Origin of the sequence: Desulfonatronum zhilinae (assembly GCF_900182865.1) — a bacterium.
Lineage (GTDB): Bacteria > Desulfobacterota > Desulfovibrionia > Desulfovibrionales > Desulfonatronaceae > Desulfonatronum > Desulfonatronum lacustre.
In genome coordinates this window covers 18,078-33,429 of record NZ_FXUJ01000002.1, presented here as the reverse complement: position 1 = coordinate 33,429, position 15,352 = coordinate 18,078, and the positions used below count along the sequence as shown (strand labels likewise).

The following is a 15,352-nucleotide window of genomic DNA, read 5'->3' as shown; positions in this document are numbered from 1 at the left end:
TCCATATGCGGATAATTGATCACATTCGAGCAAAGGGTGCAAGTCCGACCTTCCGTCGTTTGCACCCCAAGGGCGACAACGCAAAGGACAGCCGAACATGATTCTTCAAACGGGCCAACTTCATTGCTATGATGAACAAGGCAAGGTGTTGGATTGCGGTCAAACCTTGCAAGATGGCCGGTTCCGGCATGGGCTGGCCTGGCCGGAACCGCGGTTTGAGGCGGACGACCAAGTGGTCCTGGATCAATTGACCGGGCTGGTCTGGCCCCGCGACGCCAATCTCGGCGAGTTCCCGATGAGCTGGGCCGAGGCCATGGATTTCGTGGTGGAAATGAACCGCGAACAGGCCCTGGGCTTCGCCGACTGGCGACTGCCCAACCGCCGCGAGCTGCGCAGCCTGGTAAGCTACCAGGCCAAGCGTCCGGCCCTGCCCCAAGAACACCCCTTTCGCGACGTCGTACTCGGCTGGTACTGGACCTCCACCTCCGCGGCCGTCAATCCGGCCTACGCCTGGTACGTGCACATGGAGGGCGCTCGGATGTTCTACGGCCGCAAAGACCAATATTACCTCACCTGGCCGGTGCGGGCAGGGAATCCCGCCTGTTTTTTCCGCACCGGGCAGAGCCGCTGCCATGACCAATACGGACGGGAGACGGACTGCGCGGGTTCTCTGCAGGACGGGGCGATCCGGTTCGGCACGGCTTGGCCGACGCCGCGCTTCTCGGCCCACGAGGAAACGGTTCGGGATGAACTGACCGGGCTATACTGGCTCCCGCGAGCCGACCTGATCGGACGCCCCGTTGCCTGGGTCGAGGCCTTGGAAGCCGTGGAGCGTCTTCGGAAACAACGATTCGGCGGGCGAGACGACTGGCGATTGCCCAACATCAACGAGTTGGAGTCCCTGGTGGACTGCTCCACGCATGACCCGGCCCTGCCCGGCGATCACCCCTTCACTCATGCCGGAGAAGGCTACTGGTCCTCCACGACCAGCTTTTTTGAAACGGACTGGGCCTGGGTGCTCTATCTGCGCAAGGGCGCTCTGGGCGTCGGGTTCAAGACCAACCCGGACTTTCTGGTCTGGCCCGTGGCCGGAGCACCCGAAATGCCAGAACAATGAGCCGAAAACCCTAGAAACGAATGGTTGAGAAAATACGGGCCGACGGGTAATGTATTAAGTTTGACCATCGGTGAAGGACGGCTGCGGAACGAGAGCGCCGCTTTTCCGAACTTCCTTTTGGTCGCCCATTTTTCATGCACCATCGCGCAATGCTTGCGAGTCCCTATTTCAAGGACGGCGGAGACGACATGACGACGACCGAGGACCTGACCACCTCTTTGCGAACTATTCTGGAAAAGTACGACACCAGTCGGGACAACCTGATTCCCCTGCTCCAAGATATTCAGGAACATCTGAACTATCTGGCTCCGGAGGCCGTCGCCATGGTGGCCGAACACCTCGACCTTTCCGAAAACGACGTCTACGGCGTGGCCACGTTCTACGCCCAATTCCGGTTCCATCCGCCGGGACGCCACCGGATCAAGATCTGCCAAGGCACGGCCTGCCACGTGCGCGGCGGCGGCATGGTCCTGGACGCGATATCCCGGAAGATCGGCATCGTCCCCGGTGAAACCACTCCGGACGGGAACATCAGCCTGGAGCGAGTGGCCTGTTTCGGTTCCTGCGCCCTTCCGCCGGTAATGGTGGTTGACGATACGGTCTATGGTCGGATGACCCCCCGGAAATCGGAAAAATTGATTGAGGACCTGAAATGAGCTTCGCCGAAATCCAGCAACAAGCCCGCCGAAACTGGGAACGATTTCAAAGCGGCGAAACGCCTCGGGTGCTGGTGGGCGCGGCCACCTGCGGCCGGGCCGCCGGGGCCATGGACGTGATCCGGGCCTTTCGCGAAGCCCAAGCCGCGGATCCGGCCTTGGCTTCCGTGGAGATTCAGGAAGTGGGCTGTCTGGGCATGTGCTACGCCGAACCCCTGGTGGAAATCCGCGGGCCGGCGGCAGACCGAGTGCTTTACGAAAACGTGACCCCGGCCATGGTTCCCGATCTGGTTCAGGAACATCTGCGCCAGGGCCGTCCGATTTCGAAAAACGCCCTTTGCCGGATGCCGGACGGACAACAAGGCAAGCTTCAGGACGAAATCCCATTGTTCACCGACCTGCCCATGATCCGCCATCAGCTCCGGGTGGTGGTCCGCAACTGCGGGTTCATCGATCCCTCGGATATCGACCATTATATCGCCCGGGGCGGGTATTCCGGTATTGCCCGGGCCATGGAAACGGGTCCGGACACGGTCATCGAGGACGTCAAGCTTTCCGGCCTGCGCGGCCGGGGCGGGGCCGGCTTTCCCACGGGCCTGAAGTGGAGCTTCGCCCGCAAGGCCCAGGGGGACGTGAAGTACGTGATCTGCAACGCGGACGAAGGCGACCCCGGCGCGTTCATGGACCGCTCCGTGCTGGAAGGCGACCCGCACGCCGTGCTGGAAGGGCTGCTCATCGCCGGTTACGCCGTCGGCGCGAACCAGGGCTACGTCTACTGCCGGGCCGAATACCCCTTGGCCCTGGAACGGTTGCGCACGGCCATCGACCAGATGCGGGACAAGGGCTTTTTGGGCGAGAACATTCTCGGTTCCGGCTTCGCCTTTGACGTGACCATCAAGATGGGCGCCGGGGCCTTTGTCTGCGGCGAAGAGACGTCCCTGATGCAAAGCATCGAGGGACGCCGGGGCATGCCCCGTTCCCGCCCGCCCTTCCCGGCCAATGCCGGATTGTTCGGCAAGCCCACGAACATCAACAACGTGGAGACCCTGGCCGCGGTTTCGGCGATCCTGGAAAAGGGCGGCGCGTGGTATGCCGCGATCGGCACGGAAAAGAGCAAAGGCACCAAGACCTTCTCCCTGGCTGGAAAAATCACCCGTACCGGGCTGATCGAGGTGCCCATGGGCATCAGCCTGCGGACCATCATCGAGGACATCGGCGGCGGGGTCCTGGAAGGCAAAAAATTCAAGGCCGTGCAGACCGGAGGCCCCTCCGGGGGGTGCGTGTCCGCCGAACACTACGACCTGCCCGTGGACTACGAACACCTGGCCCAGGTGGGGTCGATCATGGGTTCCGGCGGGATGATCGTCATTGACGAGGAATCGTGCATGGTGGACGTGGCCAAGTATTTTCTGGGCTTCACCGAAAACGAATCCTGCGGCAAGTGCGTACCCTGCCGCATGGGCACCCAGCATCTGCTGCGCCTGCTCACCGCGATCACCGAAGGCCGCGGCGCGGAGGACGACCTGGAAACGGTCCGCAAGATCGGCGACACCATGAAAAAGGCCTCCCTTTGCGGCCTGGGCCAGACCGCCCCCAATCCGGCTCTGACCACGCTCAACGCCTTCATGGACGAATACCTGGTCCACATCCGGGACCACAAATGCCCAGCCGGAGTCTGCAAGGCCCTGATCAGCTTTTCCATCGATCCCGAAGTCTGCACCGGCTGCATGGCCTGCGCCAAGGTCTGCCCCGTGGAGGCCGTCTCCGGAACCAAAAAGCAGCCCCACGCCATTGATCAGCAGATATGCATCCGCTGCGGCGCCTGCCGCAGTGCCTGCAAGTTCGGCGCGGTGCGGGTGGAGTAGTTGGACAACGTCCTTACCGAATCAATTTGAAGCGCATCCCTCCGGGAGGCCATGATCATGCTGATGGAATATTATCAGGAAGCCCTCAATCACGCCCAATATGAGATCATTGAGGATGACCTGCCCTACTACGGAGAAATCCCCCAACTCCCAGGCGTCTGGGCGTCGGGGAACAGCCTCGAGGAATGTCGTCGCAACCTGGCTTCCGCCCTGGATGATTGGCTCTTGATCAGTATAGCCAAAGGATTGCCCATTCCGGTGCTCAGTGGATGCTCGCTATCGTACCCGGAACGAGTGACCGCCTGATGGTTCGCCTGGCTCCAATTTCTCGTCGTGAATTCATCCGGAGAATGCTCGCACTAGGATTTGACGGCCCTTTCGCGGGTGGCAAGCACGAATTTTTGATTCGTGATGAACGGAGGCTGATTCTTCCCAATCCGCATCAAGGAGAAATCAGTGTCGCCCTGTTGACGAGGCTGCTGCGTCAGGCAGGTGTAACTCGTGAACAATGGGAACGGGCGTGAGTTTTGGATTTGATGAAAATGCCATGCCGACCATGCAAGAGCCGAGGAAAATCAAAATGATTCACGCAGGCAAGGAGAATACGAGACTGTGATCAACCTGACCATTGACGGCAAGCCCGTGGCCGTGGAGCCCGGAGCCACCGTGCTGGATGCGGCGCGGCTGGCAGGGGTGGCCGTTCCGACCATCTGCGACCACAAGGACTTGAGCCCTTACGGGGCCTGTCGGATGTGCATCGTGGAAATCGAGGGCGTGCGCGGCTTCCCGACGTCCTGCACCACGCCGGCGGCCGAGGGCATGCAGGTACGGACATCGACCCCGGAGTTGATAACCCTGCGCAAACGGACCCTGGAGCTGATGCTCTCCGGGCACCCCAACAGTTGCCTGGTCTGTCCGCACCGGGAGGCCTGCGAGACCATGCGTCCCAAGGCCACCAAGGCCGGGAGAAGCACGCGCTGCGGGTTTTGCAGCAACAAGGAGGAATGCGACATCCGGACCATGGCCCTGGAAGCCGGGAGCCGCGATCTGAACCTGCCCACGCTCTACGCCGCGCACAACCTGGAACGCGACGACCCGTTCATGGACCGGGACTACAACCTGTGCATCCTCTGCGCCCGGTGCTGGCGGATCTGCGAAAAGATCCACGGCAAGCCGGCCATCAGCATCATCAACCGGGGCAAGGACGCCCGGGTGGGCACGGCCTTTCACAAAAGCCACGTCCATTCCGGCTGCACCTTCTGCGGGTCCTGCATCGACATCTGTCCCACGGGAACCCTCACGGACCGCTTCGCCCGCTGGTACGGCAAACCGGACGCCAAGACGCCCTCCGCCTGCCTGCTCTGCCCCGAAGGCTGTTCCCTTGTCGCCCAGACCCATTCCGGAAAGCTGGTGGCCGCGACCATGACCGCGTTCCAGCCCGAGGCCAGCCTGTGCGCTTTGGGCCGGTTCGGCTACGCCCAGATCGTGAACGCCCCGACCCGCCTGCTCCGACCGACCATCCGGGAAAACGGGGACGCCTTCACCGTGGACTGGGACACCGCCCTGGATACCGCGGCCGGCGGCTTGAAACAACATGCCGGTCGAGTCGGCGTCCTGATCAGCGCGGCTACGTCACGGGAGGAACAATACCTCTACGCCCGGCTCGCCGCCGGACTCGACGGCCGCTTCGCCGTGGTCCCGGCCCTGCCCGCCGGACGGGACGCGTCTCCGCCGAAGTGGCTGGCGGAATGGCTGGCGGACATCCAGAGCGGCAAGATTTCGGCCCTGGTCCTGGGAGGGGATTTCCTGGACCGAGAACAGGCGGACGGCCTGGATTTTCTGGTAATCGTCGACGGCCTGCCCGTTCGGGTCCAGGACAAGGCCACCGTCGTGCTGCCCGCGGCTCTGCTGGCGGAGAGCACCGGAACCCTGCGCACCGCGGCCGGAGAGATCAAGCCTTTGGCCCGTGTCAGCCGGGCTCCGGGCCAGGCTAGGCCGGAATGGGAGATCGCCCGGGACATCGGTCTCCGGCTGGACCTCCAGGGATTCCAGTTCACCACGTTGGACCAGGTCACGGCGCTGATCCAGGACGACGCCCCGCCCGCGCCGTTTCCGGGCAATCCTCGCCAGGATGTCTTCTCTTTGCCGGCCACGTACCGCGGCCACCTCTTGGCGGACATTGTCCCGGCCCTGACCGCCTTCGGCCTGCCGACCACGCACAGTCCGTCGCTGGACGACCAACCCACCGAAGGCTTCGAGCTGCTGGAAATTCGTGAATTGGTCCCGAACATGCACCTGCTCCGGATCCACGCCCCCCAGGTGGCCGCCCACGCCAAGCCCGGCCAGTTCGTGATCCTGATGGCCAGGGAAACCTCGGAACGCACGCCCTTCACCCTGGCGGACTGGGACGCGAAGGCCGGGAGCATCACCCTGATCATCGAGGAAGTGGGCCGGTCCAGCCGGGAACTGATCTCGTTGTCCCAAGGCGCGCGGCTGGCCCATGTCAGCGGTCCGCTGGGCCAAGCCTTTCCCATCGAGCACAAAGGCACGGTGGTGCTGGGCGGCGGATGCTACGGCATCGGGGCCATCCTGCCCCTGGCCCGGGCCCTGAAAGAAGCCGGGAACCGGGTGATCAGCGTCATCGAAGGCTCCAGCGCCTATTTGCTCTACTGGGAGGACGAGGTGCGCGCCGTGAGCGACGAACTGCGCATCGCCACCAAGGACGGCACACGAGGGACCTACGGAGGCGTGCAGGAGGTCTTCCAGAATATTCGGGAGCAGGAAAGGGCGCGAAACACGTCCATCGACATGATCGTCGCCGTGGGGTGCACCTTCATGATGCGCATGGTCTCCGAGCTGACCAAGCCTTGGGCCGTGCCCACCTTCGTGGCCCTGAACCCGATCATGGTCGACGGCACGGGCATGTGCGGGGCCTGCCGGGTCTCCATCCACGACGAAACCAAGTTCGCCTGCATCGACGGCCCGTTCTTCGACGCCCACGGGGTGGACTGGGACGAACTGGCCTGCCGCCGCGGCGCCTACGCCCGGGAAGAGGTTGAAGCCCTGCCCCAGACCGTGGACCTGAACGCCCTGATGTTTCCGGAAAACGCGAAACAAGGCTGCGGGTGCGGACGATAACGACTCTTGCGTCCTGATCACTGATTTGGCAATAGTCCCATAATCATGGAGATTAAGGAGTGTCACCCAATGACGCACAATGACGAGCTACTTTCCAGAATCACGATCAATCCGAGCGTTATGGTTGGAAAGCCAACCATTCGAGGCATGCGGATAACCGTGGAGCATCTGTTGCGTGCATTATCCGCCGGCATCTCTGAGCAGGAGTTGCTTGAGGAATATCCTGACCTGGAAAAAAAGGACTTTCAAGCAGTCTTCGCCTATGTGACCGATCTTGTAGAAGAAGAGCGCGTGTACCCTGTTGGAGTGCCTGCATGATCCAAGCCGGGCTTAAATTTTTAGTTGATGTCAGCACCGGCAAGGCAGTTGAAACGTATCTACGAAGCAAAGGGCATGATGTTCGGGCAGTGCGAGACATTGATTCCCGCATGGAGGATGAAGAAATCATCCGCCTCGCCGTCGATGAACAACGTATGATTGTCACCATGGACAAAGACTTCGGGGAATTGGTTTATCACTGCTTGATGAAACATTTCGGCATCTTGCTTTTGCGCTTGGAAAACGAAACTTCTGCCGAAAAACTGCGTATCTTGAAGTATATCCTGGAGAATCATAGTTCACAACTTCAAAACAATTTTTGTGTCTTTTACAATGACAAACTCCGGGTCAGGCCGTGTATTGCCACCCGTATTCAGGCGTGAAGATGCAATCGACCCAAAAGTATCAGATGAGCACCTCGACACAGAACATTCCAGATAAATCCATGAAAAGACGCCCCAAAATTCCCCGCCAACCCATGCCCGAGCAGGACCCGCGGCGGCGGCGGTTCAATTTTGAGGAGGTGCCCCGGGGCTATTCCGAGGCAACCGCCAGGCTGGAGGCGTCCCGGTGCTTGCAGTGCAAGAAGGCAGGCTGCATCACGGGGTGTCCGGTGAACATCAATATTCCGGCCTTCATTGATCTGATCGCCAAGGGGCGTTTTGCCGAAGCCGCGGACAAGCTCAAGGAGCAGAACGCCCTGCCCGCGGTCTGCGGCCGGGTCTGTCCTCAAGAGAGTCAGTGCGAGGCCGGATGCATCCTGGGCAAGAAAGGCGATCCCGTGGCTATTGGTCGGCTGGAACGCTTTGCCGCGGACTACGCCCGGAATCACGGCCATGAGCCGCCGGTCTGCGCCGCGACGTCCACCGGCAAGCGGGTGGCCGTGGTCGGGGCCGGTCCGGCGGGGATCACCGTGGCCGGAGACTTGATCCGCTGGGGGCACGAGGTGGTGCTGTTCGAGGCCCTGCATCTGGCCGGCGGGGTGTTGATGTACGGCATTCCTCAATTCCGCCTGCCCAAGGAAATCGTCCAGTACGAGATCAACACCCTGAAGAAGAGCGGCGTGGAAATCCGCACGGACATGGCCATCGGCATGACCCAGACCGTTGACCAGCTTCTGGAAAGCGGGTTCGACGCCGTGTTCGTGGGCACGGGGGCCGGGCTGCCCATGTTTCTGAACATTCCCGGCGAGAACGCCATCGGCGTGTTCTCGGCCAACGAATTTCTGACCCGGATCAACCTGATGAAGGCCTATGATTTCCCCAAGTACGCCACGGCCCCGATCCGACCCAAGCGGGCCGTCACCGTGGGCGGGGGCAACGTGGCCATGGATTCGGCCCGCACGGCCCTGCGTCTGGGCGCGGAATCAGTGATCGTCTATCGTCGCAGTCTTGAGGAAATGCCGGCCCGGGCCGAAGAGGTGCATCACGCCCAGGAGGAAGGCGTGGAGTTCCACTTGCTCACCGCGCCCAAACGGATCCTCACGGACGCTCGCAATCGGGTCACGGGCCTGGAATGCCTGCGCATGGAACTGGGCGAGCCCGACGCCACCGGACGCCGCCGTCCCATGCCTGTGGAGGACAGCGAGTTCGTGGTGGCCGCGGACACGATCATCGTGGCCGTGGGCAACCAGCCCAACCCCCTGGTCCCCAGAACATCCTCGGGCATCAAGGTGGGCAGGCGCGGGACCATCGTGGCGGACCCGGAAACCATGGCCACCTCCAAGCCTGGCGTCTTCGCCGGCGGGGACATCGTCTCCGGCGCGGCCACGGTGATCAGCGCCATGGGGCAGGGCAAACAGGCGGCCCGGGCCATGCACAGTTACTTGACCGGAGAAGAGCCGCCCTGCGTATAATCTGTTAAGAACCATAGAACGACAAAGGAGACGCGTCGTGTCCGCGTATGAAGCCGTAATCGGCCTGGAGGTGCATGCCCAGTTGCGCACCCGGACCAAAATTTTCTGCTCGTGTTCGACCCAGTTCGGTCGGGAGCCCAATTCCAATGTCTGCCCGGTCTGCTCGGGCATGCCCGGGGTGCTGCCGGTGCTCAACCGAAGGGCCGTGGAGTACGCGGCCAAGATGGGGCTTGCCGTGGATTGCACCGTCAACCCGCGCTCGGTGTTCGCCCGCAAGAACTATTTCTACCCGGACCTGCCCAAGGCGTATCAGATATCCCAATACGAACAGCCCCTGGCCGAACACGGTCGGTTGCGGATCACCGCCAACGGGACGGAAAAGACCATCGGCATCACCCGGATCCACATGGAGGAGGACGCCGGCAAGTCCATCCATTCCGCCACGGAGAACAAAAGCTTCGTGGACCTGAACCGCACCGGGGTGCCGCTCATCGAGATCGTCAGTGAACCGGATCTGCGGAGCGCGGACGAGGCGGTGGCCTATCTCAAGGCCCTGCGCTCGATCCTTGTCTACCTGGAGATCTGCGACGGGAACATGGAAGAAGGCAGTTTCCGCTGCGACGCCAACGTGTCCATCCGGCCCAAGGGGGCCACAAAACTGGGCACCCGAGCCGAATTGAAGAACCTCAATTCCTTCCGCCACGTGCACAAGGCCATTGACTACGAGATTTCCCGCCAGGCCGTCCTGCTGGAGGACGGCGAGCGGGTGGTCCAGGAGACCCGGCTGTACGACGTGGACAAGGGGGTCACCGTGTCCATGCGCGGCAAGGAAGAGGCTCACGACTACCGGTATTTCCCGGACCCCGACCTGGTTCCGCTGCGGATCTCCCCGGAACTGCTGGCCGACCTGAAGCGCTCCATCCCGGAACTGCCCCAGGCCCGGGAAGCCCGGTTCATCGCCGAGTACGGCCTGCCCGATGCCGCGGCCCAGACCCTGACCGCGGAGAAAGACCTGGCGGACTACTTCGAAGCCGCGGTCCGGCTGTATCCGGAGCCGCAAAAGATCAGCAACTGGATACTCTCCGACCTGTTGCGGGAACTGAACCAGGCCAAGACCGCCGCGGCCGAGTCGCCTTTGACCCCGACACACCTGGCCGAACTGCTGGGCATGATCGACTCCGGCCAGATCAGCACGCGCATCGCCAAACAGATCTTTCCGGACGTCTTCGCCTCCAAAGAGTCCCCGCGCGAGATCGTTGAGCGCAAAGGGCTGGCCCAGATTTCAGACACCGGCGCCCTGGAAGCCGTGGTGGATTCCATCCTGTCCGCCAACCCCAAGGAGGTCGAGGCCTTCAAAAACGGCAAGACCAAACTGATGGGCTTCTTCGTCGGCCAGGTCATGCGCCAGACCAAGGGCCAGGCCAATCCGGACCTGGTAAACAAGCTGATTTTGGAGAAGCTGCAATAACGCTCTTCCGACAAACACACCGATTCTCACGAGAACACAATGCACCCGCACATCCAATTCAAGCCCGAAGCCAATGAACTGCACCTGCTGGATCAGCGACTCCTGCCGCTGACCGAGGAGTGGTTCGTCTGCCGGAACATGGCCGACATTATTACCGCTCTCAAGGAAATGGTCATCCGCGGCGCTCCGGCCATCGGGGTGACCGCGGCCTACGGCTGTTGCATCGCGGCCGGCAATATCGACCCGACCTCCCCGTCATGGAGCGCGGACCTGGACGCCCAGTTGGGAGACCTGGCCCGGGCCAGGCCCACGGCGGTGAACCTGACCTGGGCCGTGGCCCTGATGCGCCAAACCTGGCAAGACCATCCGGACTTGGGACTGGAGGCCCTGCGTACGGCCTGGCTCATCCAGGCCGTGGAACTGCACCGTCGCGACGAGGCCGTGAACCGGGAAATGGGTCGGCACGGCGCGGCCCTGCTCCGGGACGGCGACACGGTGATGACCCACTGCAACGCCGGGGCCCTGGCCACCGGGGCCTACGGCACGGCCCTGGGCGTGATCCGGGCCGCCGTGGAAGCCGGCAAGAACATCTCCGTGCTGGCCAACGAGACCCGGCCCTTTTTGCAAGGCGCCCGGCTGACCGCCTACGAGCTGGCCCAGGACGGCATCCCGGTGACCGTGTGCTGCGACAACGCCGTGGGCCTGCTGATGGCCAAGGGCATGGTCCAGGCCGTGGTCGTGGGCGCGGACCGGGTGGCGGCCAACGGCGACGCGGCCAACAAGATTGGGACGTACACCGTCGCGGTGCTGGCCCAACGGCACGGGGTTCCGTTTTATGTCGCGGTTCCGTTTTCAACCATCGACTTCGCCACGCCCACCGGCATGGACATTCCCATCGAAGAGCGCACGCCCCGTGAGGTGACCCATATCCAGGACCGCCGCATCACTCCCAAGGGCGTTCCGGTGCTCAATTTCGCCTTCGACGTCACCCCCGCCGAGCTGATCACCGGCTTGATCACGGAAAAAGGCGTGATCAAGCCCTCGGATCTGCATCGACACGCATCAACCTAAGGATTCCCAAACCCCATGAATCAAGAACTGCCCGTCGTGGCCCTGATCGGTCGGCCAAATGTCGGCAAATCATCTCTTTTCAATCGACTGCTGCGCTCTTCCAAGGCCCTGACCCACGACATCCCCGGCGTGACCCGGGACAGGATCTACGGAGAGGTGCTGCGCGGCGCGAAACCCTACGCCCTGGTGGACACCGGCGGCCTGGAGCCGGAATCCAACGAGGACATCAAGCAGGCCGTGCTGGGCCAGGCCCGGGAGGCCCTGCGGGAAGCTGCCCTGGTGCTGATGGTCGTGGATGGCCGGGAAGGACCGAACGCCCTGGATGAACAGGTGGCCGGGCTGTTGCGCGCGGCCAACAAACCGGTGCTGTTGATCGTCAACAAGGTGGACGGCGCGGAGAAGGAAGACCTGTTCACCGCGGACTTTCACCGGTTCGGTTTCCCCCTTCTCGCCGTGTCCGCGGCCCATGGTTACGGCCTGAATCATCTCCGGGAGACGATCGTGGACCGGCTGCCGATCCCGGCTGTTGCGGACAATGGGCCTGGGGACGCGCCAAAAGAAGCACCAAAAGAAGTGCTAGGCGAGCTAGAGGAGCCAGACGATCAGGACGAGCCGACAGGGGACGAGGCAACAGAGGATGCGCAGGAGAAGGGCGATTCCAAGGTCGGCGGGTTGCGGCTGGCGCTGCTCGGACGGCCCAACGTGGGCAAGTCCTCCCTGATCAACGCCCTGATCGGCTACCATCGGGTGATCGTCTCCAACGAAGCCGGAACGACCCGGGACAGCGTGGACGTGACTTGGCAGGCGGGGGACAAGATGTACACCCTGGTGGATACCGCCGGAGTGCGCAAGCGCACCCGTATCCAGGACAGCCTGGAGCGCTTCAGCGTCCTCAAATCCCTGCGCAGCAGCCAAAAAGCCCAGATCACCCTGCTGGTTCTGGACGCCGTGGAGGGCCTGACCGGACAGGACAAAAAGCTGTTTTCATTCCTGGACCGCGAAAAGACCCCATTGATCGCGGTGATCAACAAGATCGATCTCATCCCTCGCAACACACTGAACGCCTTGAAGAAGCAGTTTAAGGACGAATTGTCCTTTGCCGGACACGTCCCCCTGGTCTTCACGTCCACCATGACCCGTGCCGGACTCGGCGGCCTGCTGCCCCTGGCGGAACGAACCTGGGATCAGTGCCAGACCCGGATTTCCACGGGCCAATTGAACCGCATCCTCGGCGACGCCACCCAAAAACACCAACCCGCCGTGGTCAATCGCCGACGGGCCAAATTCTTCTACGTCACCCAAAGCGACGTGGCCCCGCCGACATTTATTTTTTTCGTCAATGACCCGGAATTGGTCAAACCGGCGTACTCCCGATACCTGGAAAACCAAATCCGCAAACGGTTCAACCTGAACCTGACTCCGCTGCAACTCTATTTCCGCTCCAGCCATGAGCAGAATCGAAAGTAGTCAGGATACCCCATGTCGCTGATCAACGTGATTATCCCGGTCCTGGTCGCGGCCGCCGCCTTCGGCCTGCTGCTGCGCAAAAAGGGCTCGCGCTGCCTGCCCTGACTGTACATCTACGTCCCGCTGGGAGCGGGGCTGCTGACCTATTACGTGCTGTCCGGACGGTTTTGAAATCCGGTGGAATTGTCAGGGAATCGGGAATTGATTAGAAGTTCTTTTCGCCTTTTTCGACTGCCGCTTTCCTTTTCGAATCCGCCGTTGGATCGCTTTTGCACCAACCCGCCTGAACAGCGTTCATCCCCATGTCCCACGTCCAACTCACCGCCAAGCACCGCCCCCAAACCTTCGCCCAGGTCGCCGGGCAGGAGGAAATTCGGGCCATTTTATCCCGGGCCGCTGCCCAGGACCGCGTGGCCGCGGCCTATTTGTTCAGCGGCACCCGGGGCGTGGGCAAGACCACCCTGGCTCGGATTTTCGCCAAGGCGTTGAACTGCGAGACCGCCCCCACGGCCGAGCCTTGCAACAAGTGCCACCACTGCCGCCAGATCACCATCGGCTCCGCGCCGGACGTGGCCGAGATCGACGGGGCTTCCAACCGAGGCATTGAGCAGGCCCGCAGGCTCAAGGAAGACGTGGGCTACGCTCCCTTGGAGTGCCGCTACAAGGTGATCATCATCGACGAAGCGCACATGCTGACCAAGGAGGCCTTCAACGCCCTGCTCAAAACCATGGAGGAGCCGCCGCCCCGGGTGACCTTCATCATGGCCACCACCGAGCCGCACAAGTTTCCGGCCACGATCATCAGCCGCAGCCAACACTATGTTTTCAAGATGCTTTCCCAGGCCGGGCTGCAAACCCACCTGGAGCGCATCCTGGAACTGGAAGGCCGGGAATACGAGCCGGCCGCAACCGCATTGCTGGCCCGACGGGCCGCGGGCAGTGTCCGGGACGGCATGTCCCTTCTGGAACAGGTGCTGACCATCAGCGACCAGGCCTTGCGCCTGGAGGACGTCCGGCAAACCCTGGGACTGGCCGGCGGGGAGCTTTTTCAGCGACTGATCCAGGCCATGCGCGAGCAGGACTGTCTCGCCGTGCACGACGTGCTCGGGGACCTGCTGCGTGACGGGTTGGATCTGGGCTTTTTTCTGCGGGAGCTGGCCGGGTTGTGGCGCAATCTCTTTCTGTTGCGCCAAGCCGGGGACAAGGCCTTGCCTTTACTGGAGCTGCCCGAGGAAGAAGGACGGGCGTGGCTGGGCGTGGCCGCCGACCTTTCTCCCACCTACATCCACGCGGCTTGGCAGATCACCCTGGAAGCCCAACGTAAGGTGCTGACCAGCCTGGAGCCGGCCCAGGCCCTGGAAATGCTGCTCCTGAACCTGACCTATCTGCCCGCGCTGGTACCCTTGGACGGCGTGTTTTCAAGCGAGCCGCCGCAAACCGGCCCGGTTCGACCCGTAGCCTTTCCCCCTAGCCAGCCCAAAGCCCCATCCGACAAATCATCCGACAAATCATCCAGGCAAGGACTCGGCGTCGGTCCGGAACCGATCCCGGCGGATCGAGGAACGTCCCCCAGGCAGTCCTGGCGGGAGCGCTCCCAACAGTCCCCCAGGAAAATGTCCCAAACCGTTCAGGGACCGTCCGAAGCCGATCAGCCTGTTCAAACTCCAAAGTCCGCTCCGCCGCCTTCGAGCTCCCCGGTTGGTCCTTCACCGAGACCACAGGCAAAAGTCGAGGCGGTTGAGGGACCGACGACAGCCGAAACACGCCCAGGGGCCGTGGAAGGCTCGGAGCAACAACTCGGACTCGACGGCGAATATCCTCCGCCCGCTCCCCTCTCCGCCGCGGCCCGAAACGTCCACGAGCCGCGATCTCAGCTCGATCCGTCCATGGAGACAGCGAATGGGACTCCGCCGCCGTTCTCGCCGAAAACGGCGGATTTGACGTCTTCAGCCAAGACCTTGGAAAATTTTCTCGCGCACTATGACCGACTGTGCAGCGCGGACCAGGCCCGCTATCCAAAACTGCGCCAGATTGAATACGCCATGACGGAGCAGGGGCTGACGCTGCGCTGCCGACACATGATCCAGTACAACTTGCTCAGCGACCCCAATAAGCTTCGTATCCTGGAAGATGTGGCCCGGGAATATTTCGGACGCCCCCTCCAACTGGAGCTTGTGCCGCCGCAAAATGGCGGTCAAAGACAGGGTTCGCCGCCCACCACGGCGTTTGCTCCGGACAAGCATCCACTGGTGGCTGAGTTCGTCGAACAGTTCAAGGCAAAAGTGGTTTCCGTGGAGCCACGACAAACTCATTAACCATTCTTCCGAGCCCGCGTGAAACGTTGTCGGAGCGCGCCGCCTTCGAATCAGCGAAGTGCCTCGGAAGCAACCCCTGAAG

Annotated in this window: 13 protein-coding genes; all 13 read left to right on the top strand. The window is 62.4% G+C overall.

Annotated elements, in window-relative coordinates; all coding sequences use genetic code 11:
• The first annotated feature begins 97 nt into the window (after positions 1 to 97).
• Positions 98 to 1,117 (top strand): Lcl C-terminal domain-containing protein, encoded by a 1,020-nt coding sequence (locus tag AC559A_RS02535; RefSeq protein WP_498816093.1) that lies wholly within the window; start codon positions 98 to 100, stop codon positions 1,115 to 1,117.
• 188 nt (positions 1,118 to 1,305) lie between these two features.
• Positions 1,306 to 1,773, top strand: coding sequence for an NADH-quinone oxidoreductase subunit NuoE (nuoE, locus tag AC559A_RS02530; protein ID WP_498816091.1), 468 nt, complete (start codon positions 1,306 to 1,308; stop codon positions 1,771 to 1,773).
• Positions 1,770 to 3,638: an NADH-quinone oxidoreductase subunit NuoF gene (gene nuoF, locus AC559A_RS02525; RefSeq protein ID WP_498816090.1), complete on the top strand. Its 1,869-nt coding sequence runs from the start codon at positions 1,770 to 1,772 to the stop codon at positions 3,636 to 3,638. Before nuoE ends, nuoF begins: the two co-directional genes overlap by 4 nt.
• Before the next feature lie 57 nt (positions 3,639 to 3,695).
• Complete coding sequence (locus AC559A_RS02520) at positions 3,696 to 3,944, top strand: type II toxin-antitoxin system HicB family antitoxin (protein WP_028572609.1); 249 nt, start codon at positions 3,696 to 3,698, stop codon at positions 3,942 to 3,944.
• Entirely contained in the window at positions 3,944 to 4,162 is a 219-nt protein-coding gene (locus AC559A_RS02515; protein WP_498816089.1) for a type II toxin-antitoxin system HicA family toxin, read from the top strand. Before AC559A_RS02520 ends, AC559A_RS02515 begins: the two co-directional genes overlap by 1 nt.
• A gap of 88 nt (positions 4,163 to 4,250) precedes the next feature.
• On the top strand, positions 4,251 to 6,776 hold the full coding sequence (locus AC559A_RS02510) for a sulfide/dihydroorotate dehydrogenase-like FAD/NAD-binding protein (RefSeq protein ID WP_498816087.1): 2,526 nt from the start codon (positions 4,251 to 4,253) through the stop codon (positions 6,774 to 6,776).
• 69 nt (positions 6,777 to 6,845) lie between these two features.
• Positions 6,846 to 7,094: a DUF433 domain-containing protein gene (locus tag AC559A_RS02505; protein ID WP_498816085.1), complete on the top strand. Its 249-nt coding sequence runs from the start codon at positions 6,846 to 6,848 to the stop codon at positions 7,092 to 7,094.
• A complete protein-coding gene (locus AC559A_RS02500) occupies positions 7,091 to 7,477 on the top strand; it encodes a DUF5615 family PIN-like protein (RefSeq protein WP_498816083.1) in 387 nt (128 codons plus the stop codon). The genes AC559A_RS02505 and AC559A_RS02500 overlap by 4 nt, the downstream gene beginning before the upstream one ends.
• A gap of 62 nt (positions 7,478 to 7,539) precedes the next feature.
• On the top strand, positions 7,540 to 8,949 hold the full coding sequence (gene gltA / locus AC559A_RS02495) for an NADPH-dependent glutamate synthase (protein ID WP_498816082.1): 1,410 nt from the start codon (positions 7,540 to 7,542) through the stop codon (positions 8,947 to 8,949).
• Between the two features lie 37 nt (positions 8,950 to 8,986).
• Positions 8,987 to 10,417, top strand: a complete 1,431-nt coding sequence (gatB, locus tag AC559A_RS02490) for an Asp-tRNA(Asn)/Glu-tRNA(Gln) amidotransferase subunit GatB (RefSeq protein WP_498816080.1) — start codon at positions 8,987 to 8,989, stop codon at positions 10,415 to 10,417.
• A gap of 39 nt (positions 10,418 to 10,456) precedes the next feature.
• A complete protein-coding gene (mtnA, locus tag AC559A_RS02485) occupies positions 10,457 to 11,488 on the top strand; it encodes an S-methyl-5-thioribose-1-phosphate isomerase (RefSeq protein WP_028572612.1) in 1,032 nt (343 codons plus the stop codon).
• Positions 11,489 to 11,503: 15 nt separating this feature from the next.
• Positions 11,504 to 12,955, top strand: a complete 1,452-nt coding sequence (der, locus tag AC559A_RS02480) for a ribosome biogenesis GTPase Der (RefSeq protein ID WP_498816079.1) — start codon at positions 11,504 to 11,506, stop codon at positions 12,953 to 12,955.
• Between the two features lie 302 nt (positions 12,956 to 13,257).
• Entirely contained in the window at positions 13,258 to 15,270 is a 2,013-nt protein-coding gene (dnaX, locus tag AC559A_RS02475; RefSeq protein ID WP_498816077.1) for a DNA polymerase III subunit gamma/tau, read from the top strand.
• Positions 15,271 to 15,352: the final 82 nt, after the last annotated feature.

Bases quoted from the DNA above. Each gene is read 5' to 3' on its own strand.
- AC559A_RS02535 (WP_498816093.1), top strand. From the start codon at position 98: ATGATTCTTCAAACGGGCCAACTTCATTGCTATGATGAACAAGGCAAG.
- nuoE (WP_498816091.1), top strand. From the start codon at position 1,306: ATGACGACGACCGAGGACCTGACCACCTCTTTGCGAACTATTCTGGAA.
- nuoF (WP_498816090.1), top strand. From the start codon at position 1,770: ATGAGCTTCGCCGAAATCCAGCAACAAGCCCGCCGAAACTGGGAACGA.
- AC559A_RS02520 (WP_028572609.1), top strand. From the start codon at position 3,696: ATGCTGATGGAATATTATCAGGAAGCCCTCAATCACGCCCAATATGAG.
- AC559A_RS02515 (WP_498816089.1), top strand. From the start codon at position 3,944: ATGGTTCGCCTGGCTCCAATTTCTCGTCGTGAATTCATCCGGAGAATG.
- AC559A_RS02505 (WP_498816085.1), top strand. From the start codon at position 6,846: ATGACGCACAATGACGAGCTACTTTCCAGAATCACGATCAATCCGAGC.
- AC559A_RS02500 (WP_498816083.1), top strand. From the start codon at position 7,091: ATGATCCAAGCCGGGCTTAAATTTTTAGTTGATGTCAGCACCGGCAAG.
- gltA (WP_498816082.1), top strand. From the start codon at position 7,540: ATGAAAAGACGCCCCAAAATTCCCCGCCAACCCATGCCCGAGCAGGAC.
- mtnA (WP_028572612.1), top strand. From the start codon at position 10,457: ATGCACCCGCACATCCAATTCAAGCCCGAAGCCAATGAACTGCACCTG.
- der (WP_498816079.1), top strand. From the start codon at position 11,504: ATGAATCAAGAACTGCCCGTCGTGGCCCTGATCGGTCGGCCAAATGTC.
- dnaX (WP_498816077.1), top strand. From the start codon at position 13,258: ATGTCCCACGTCCAACTCACCGCCAAGCACCGCCCCCAAACCTTCGCC.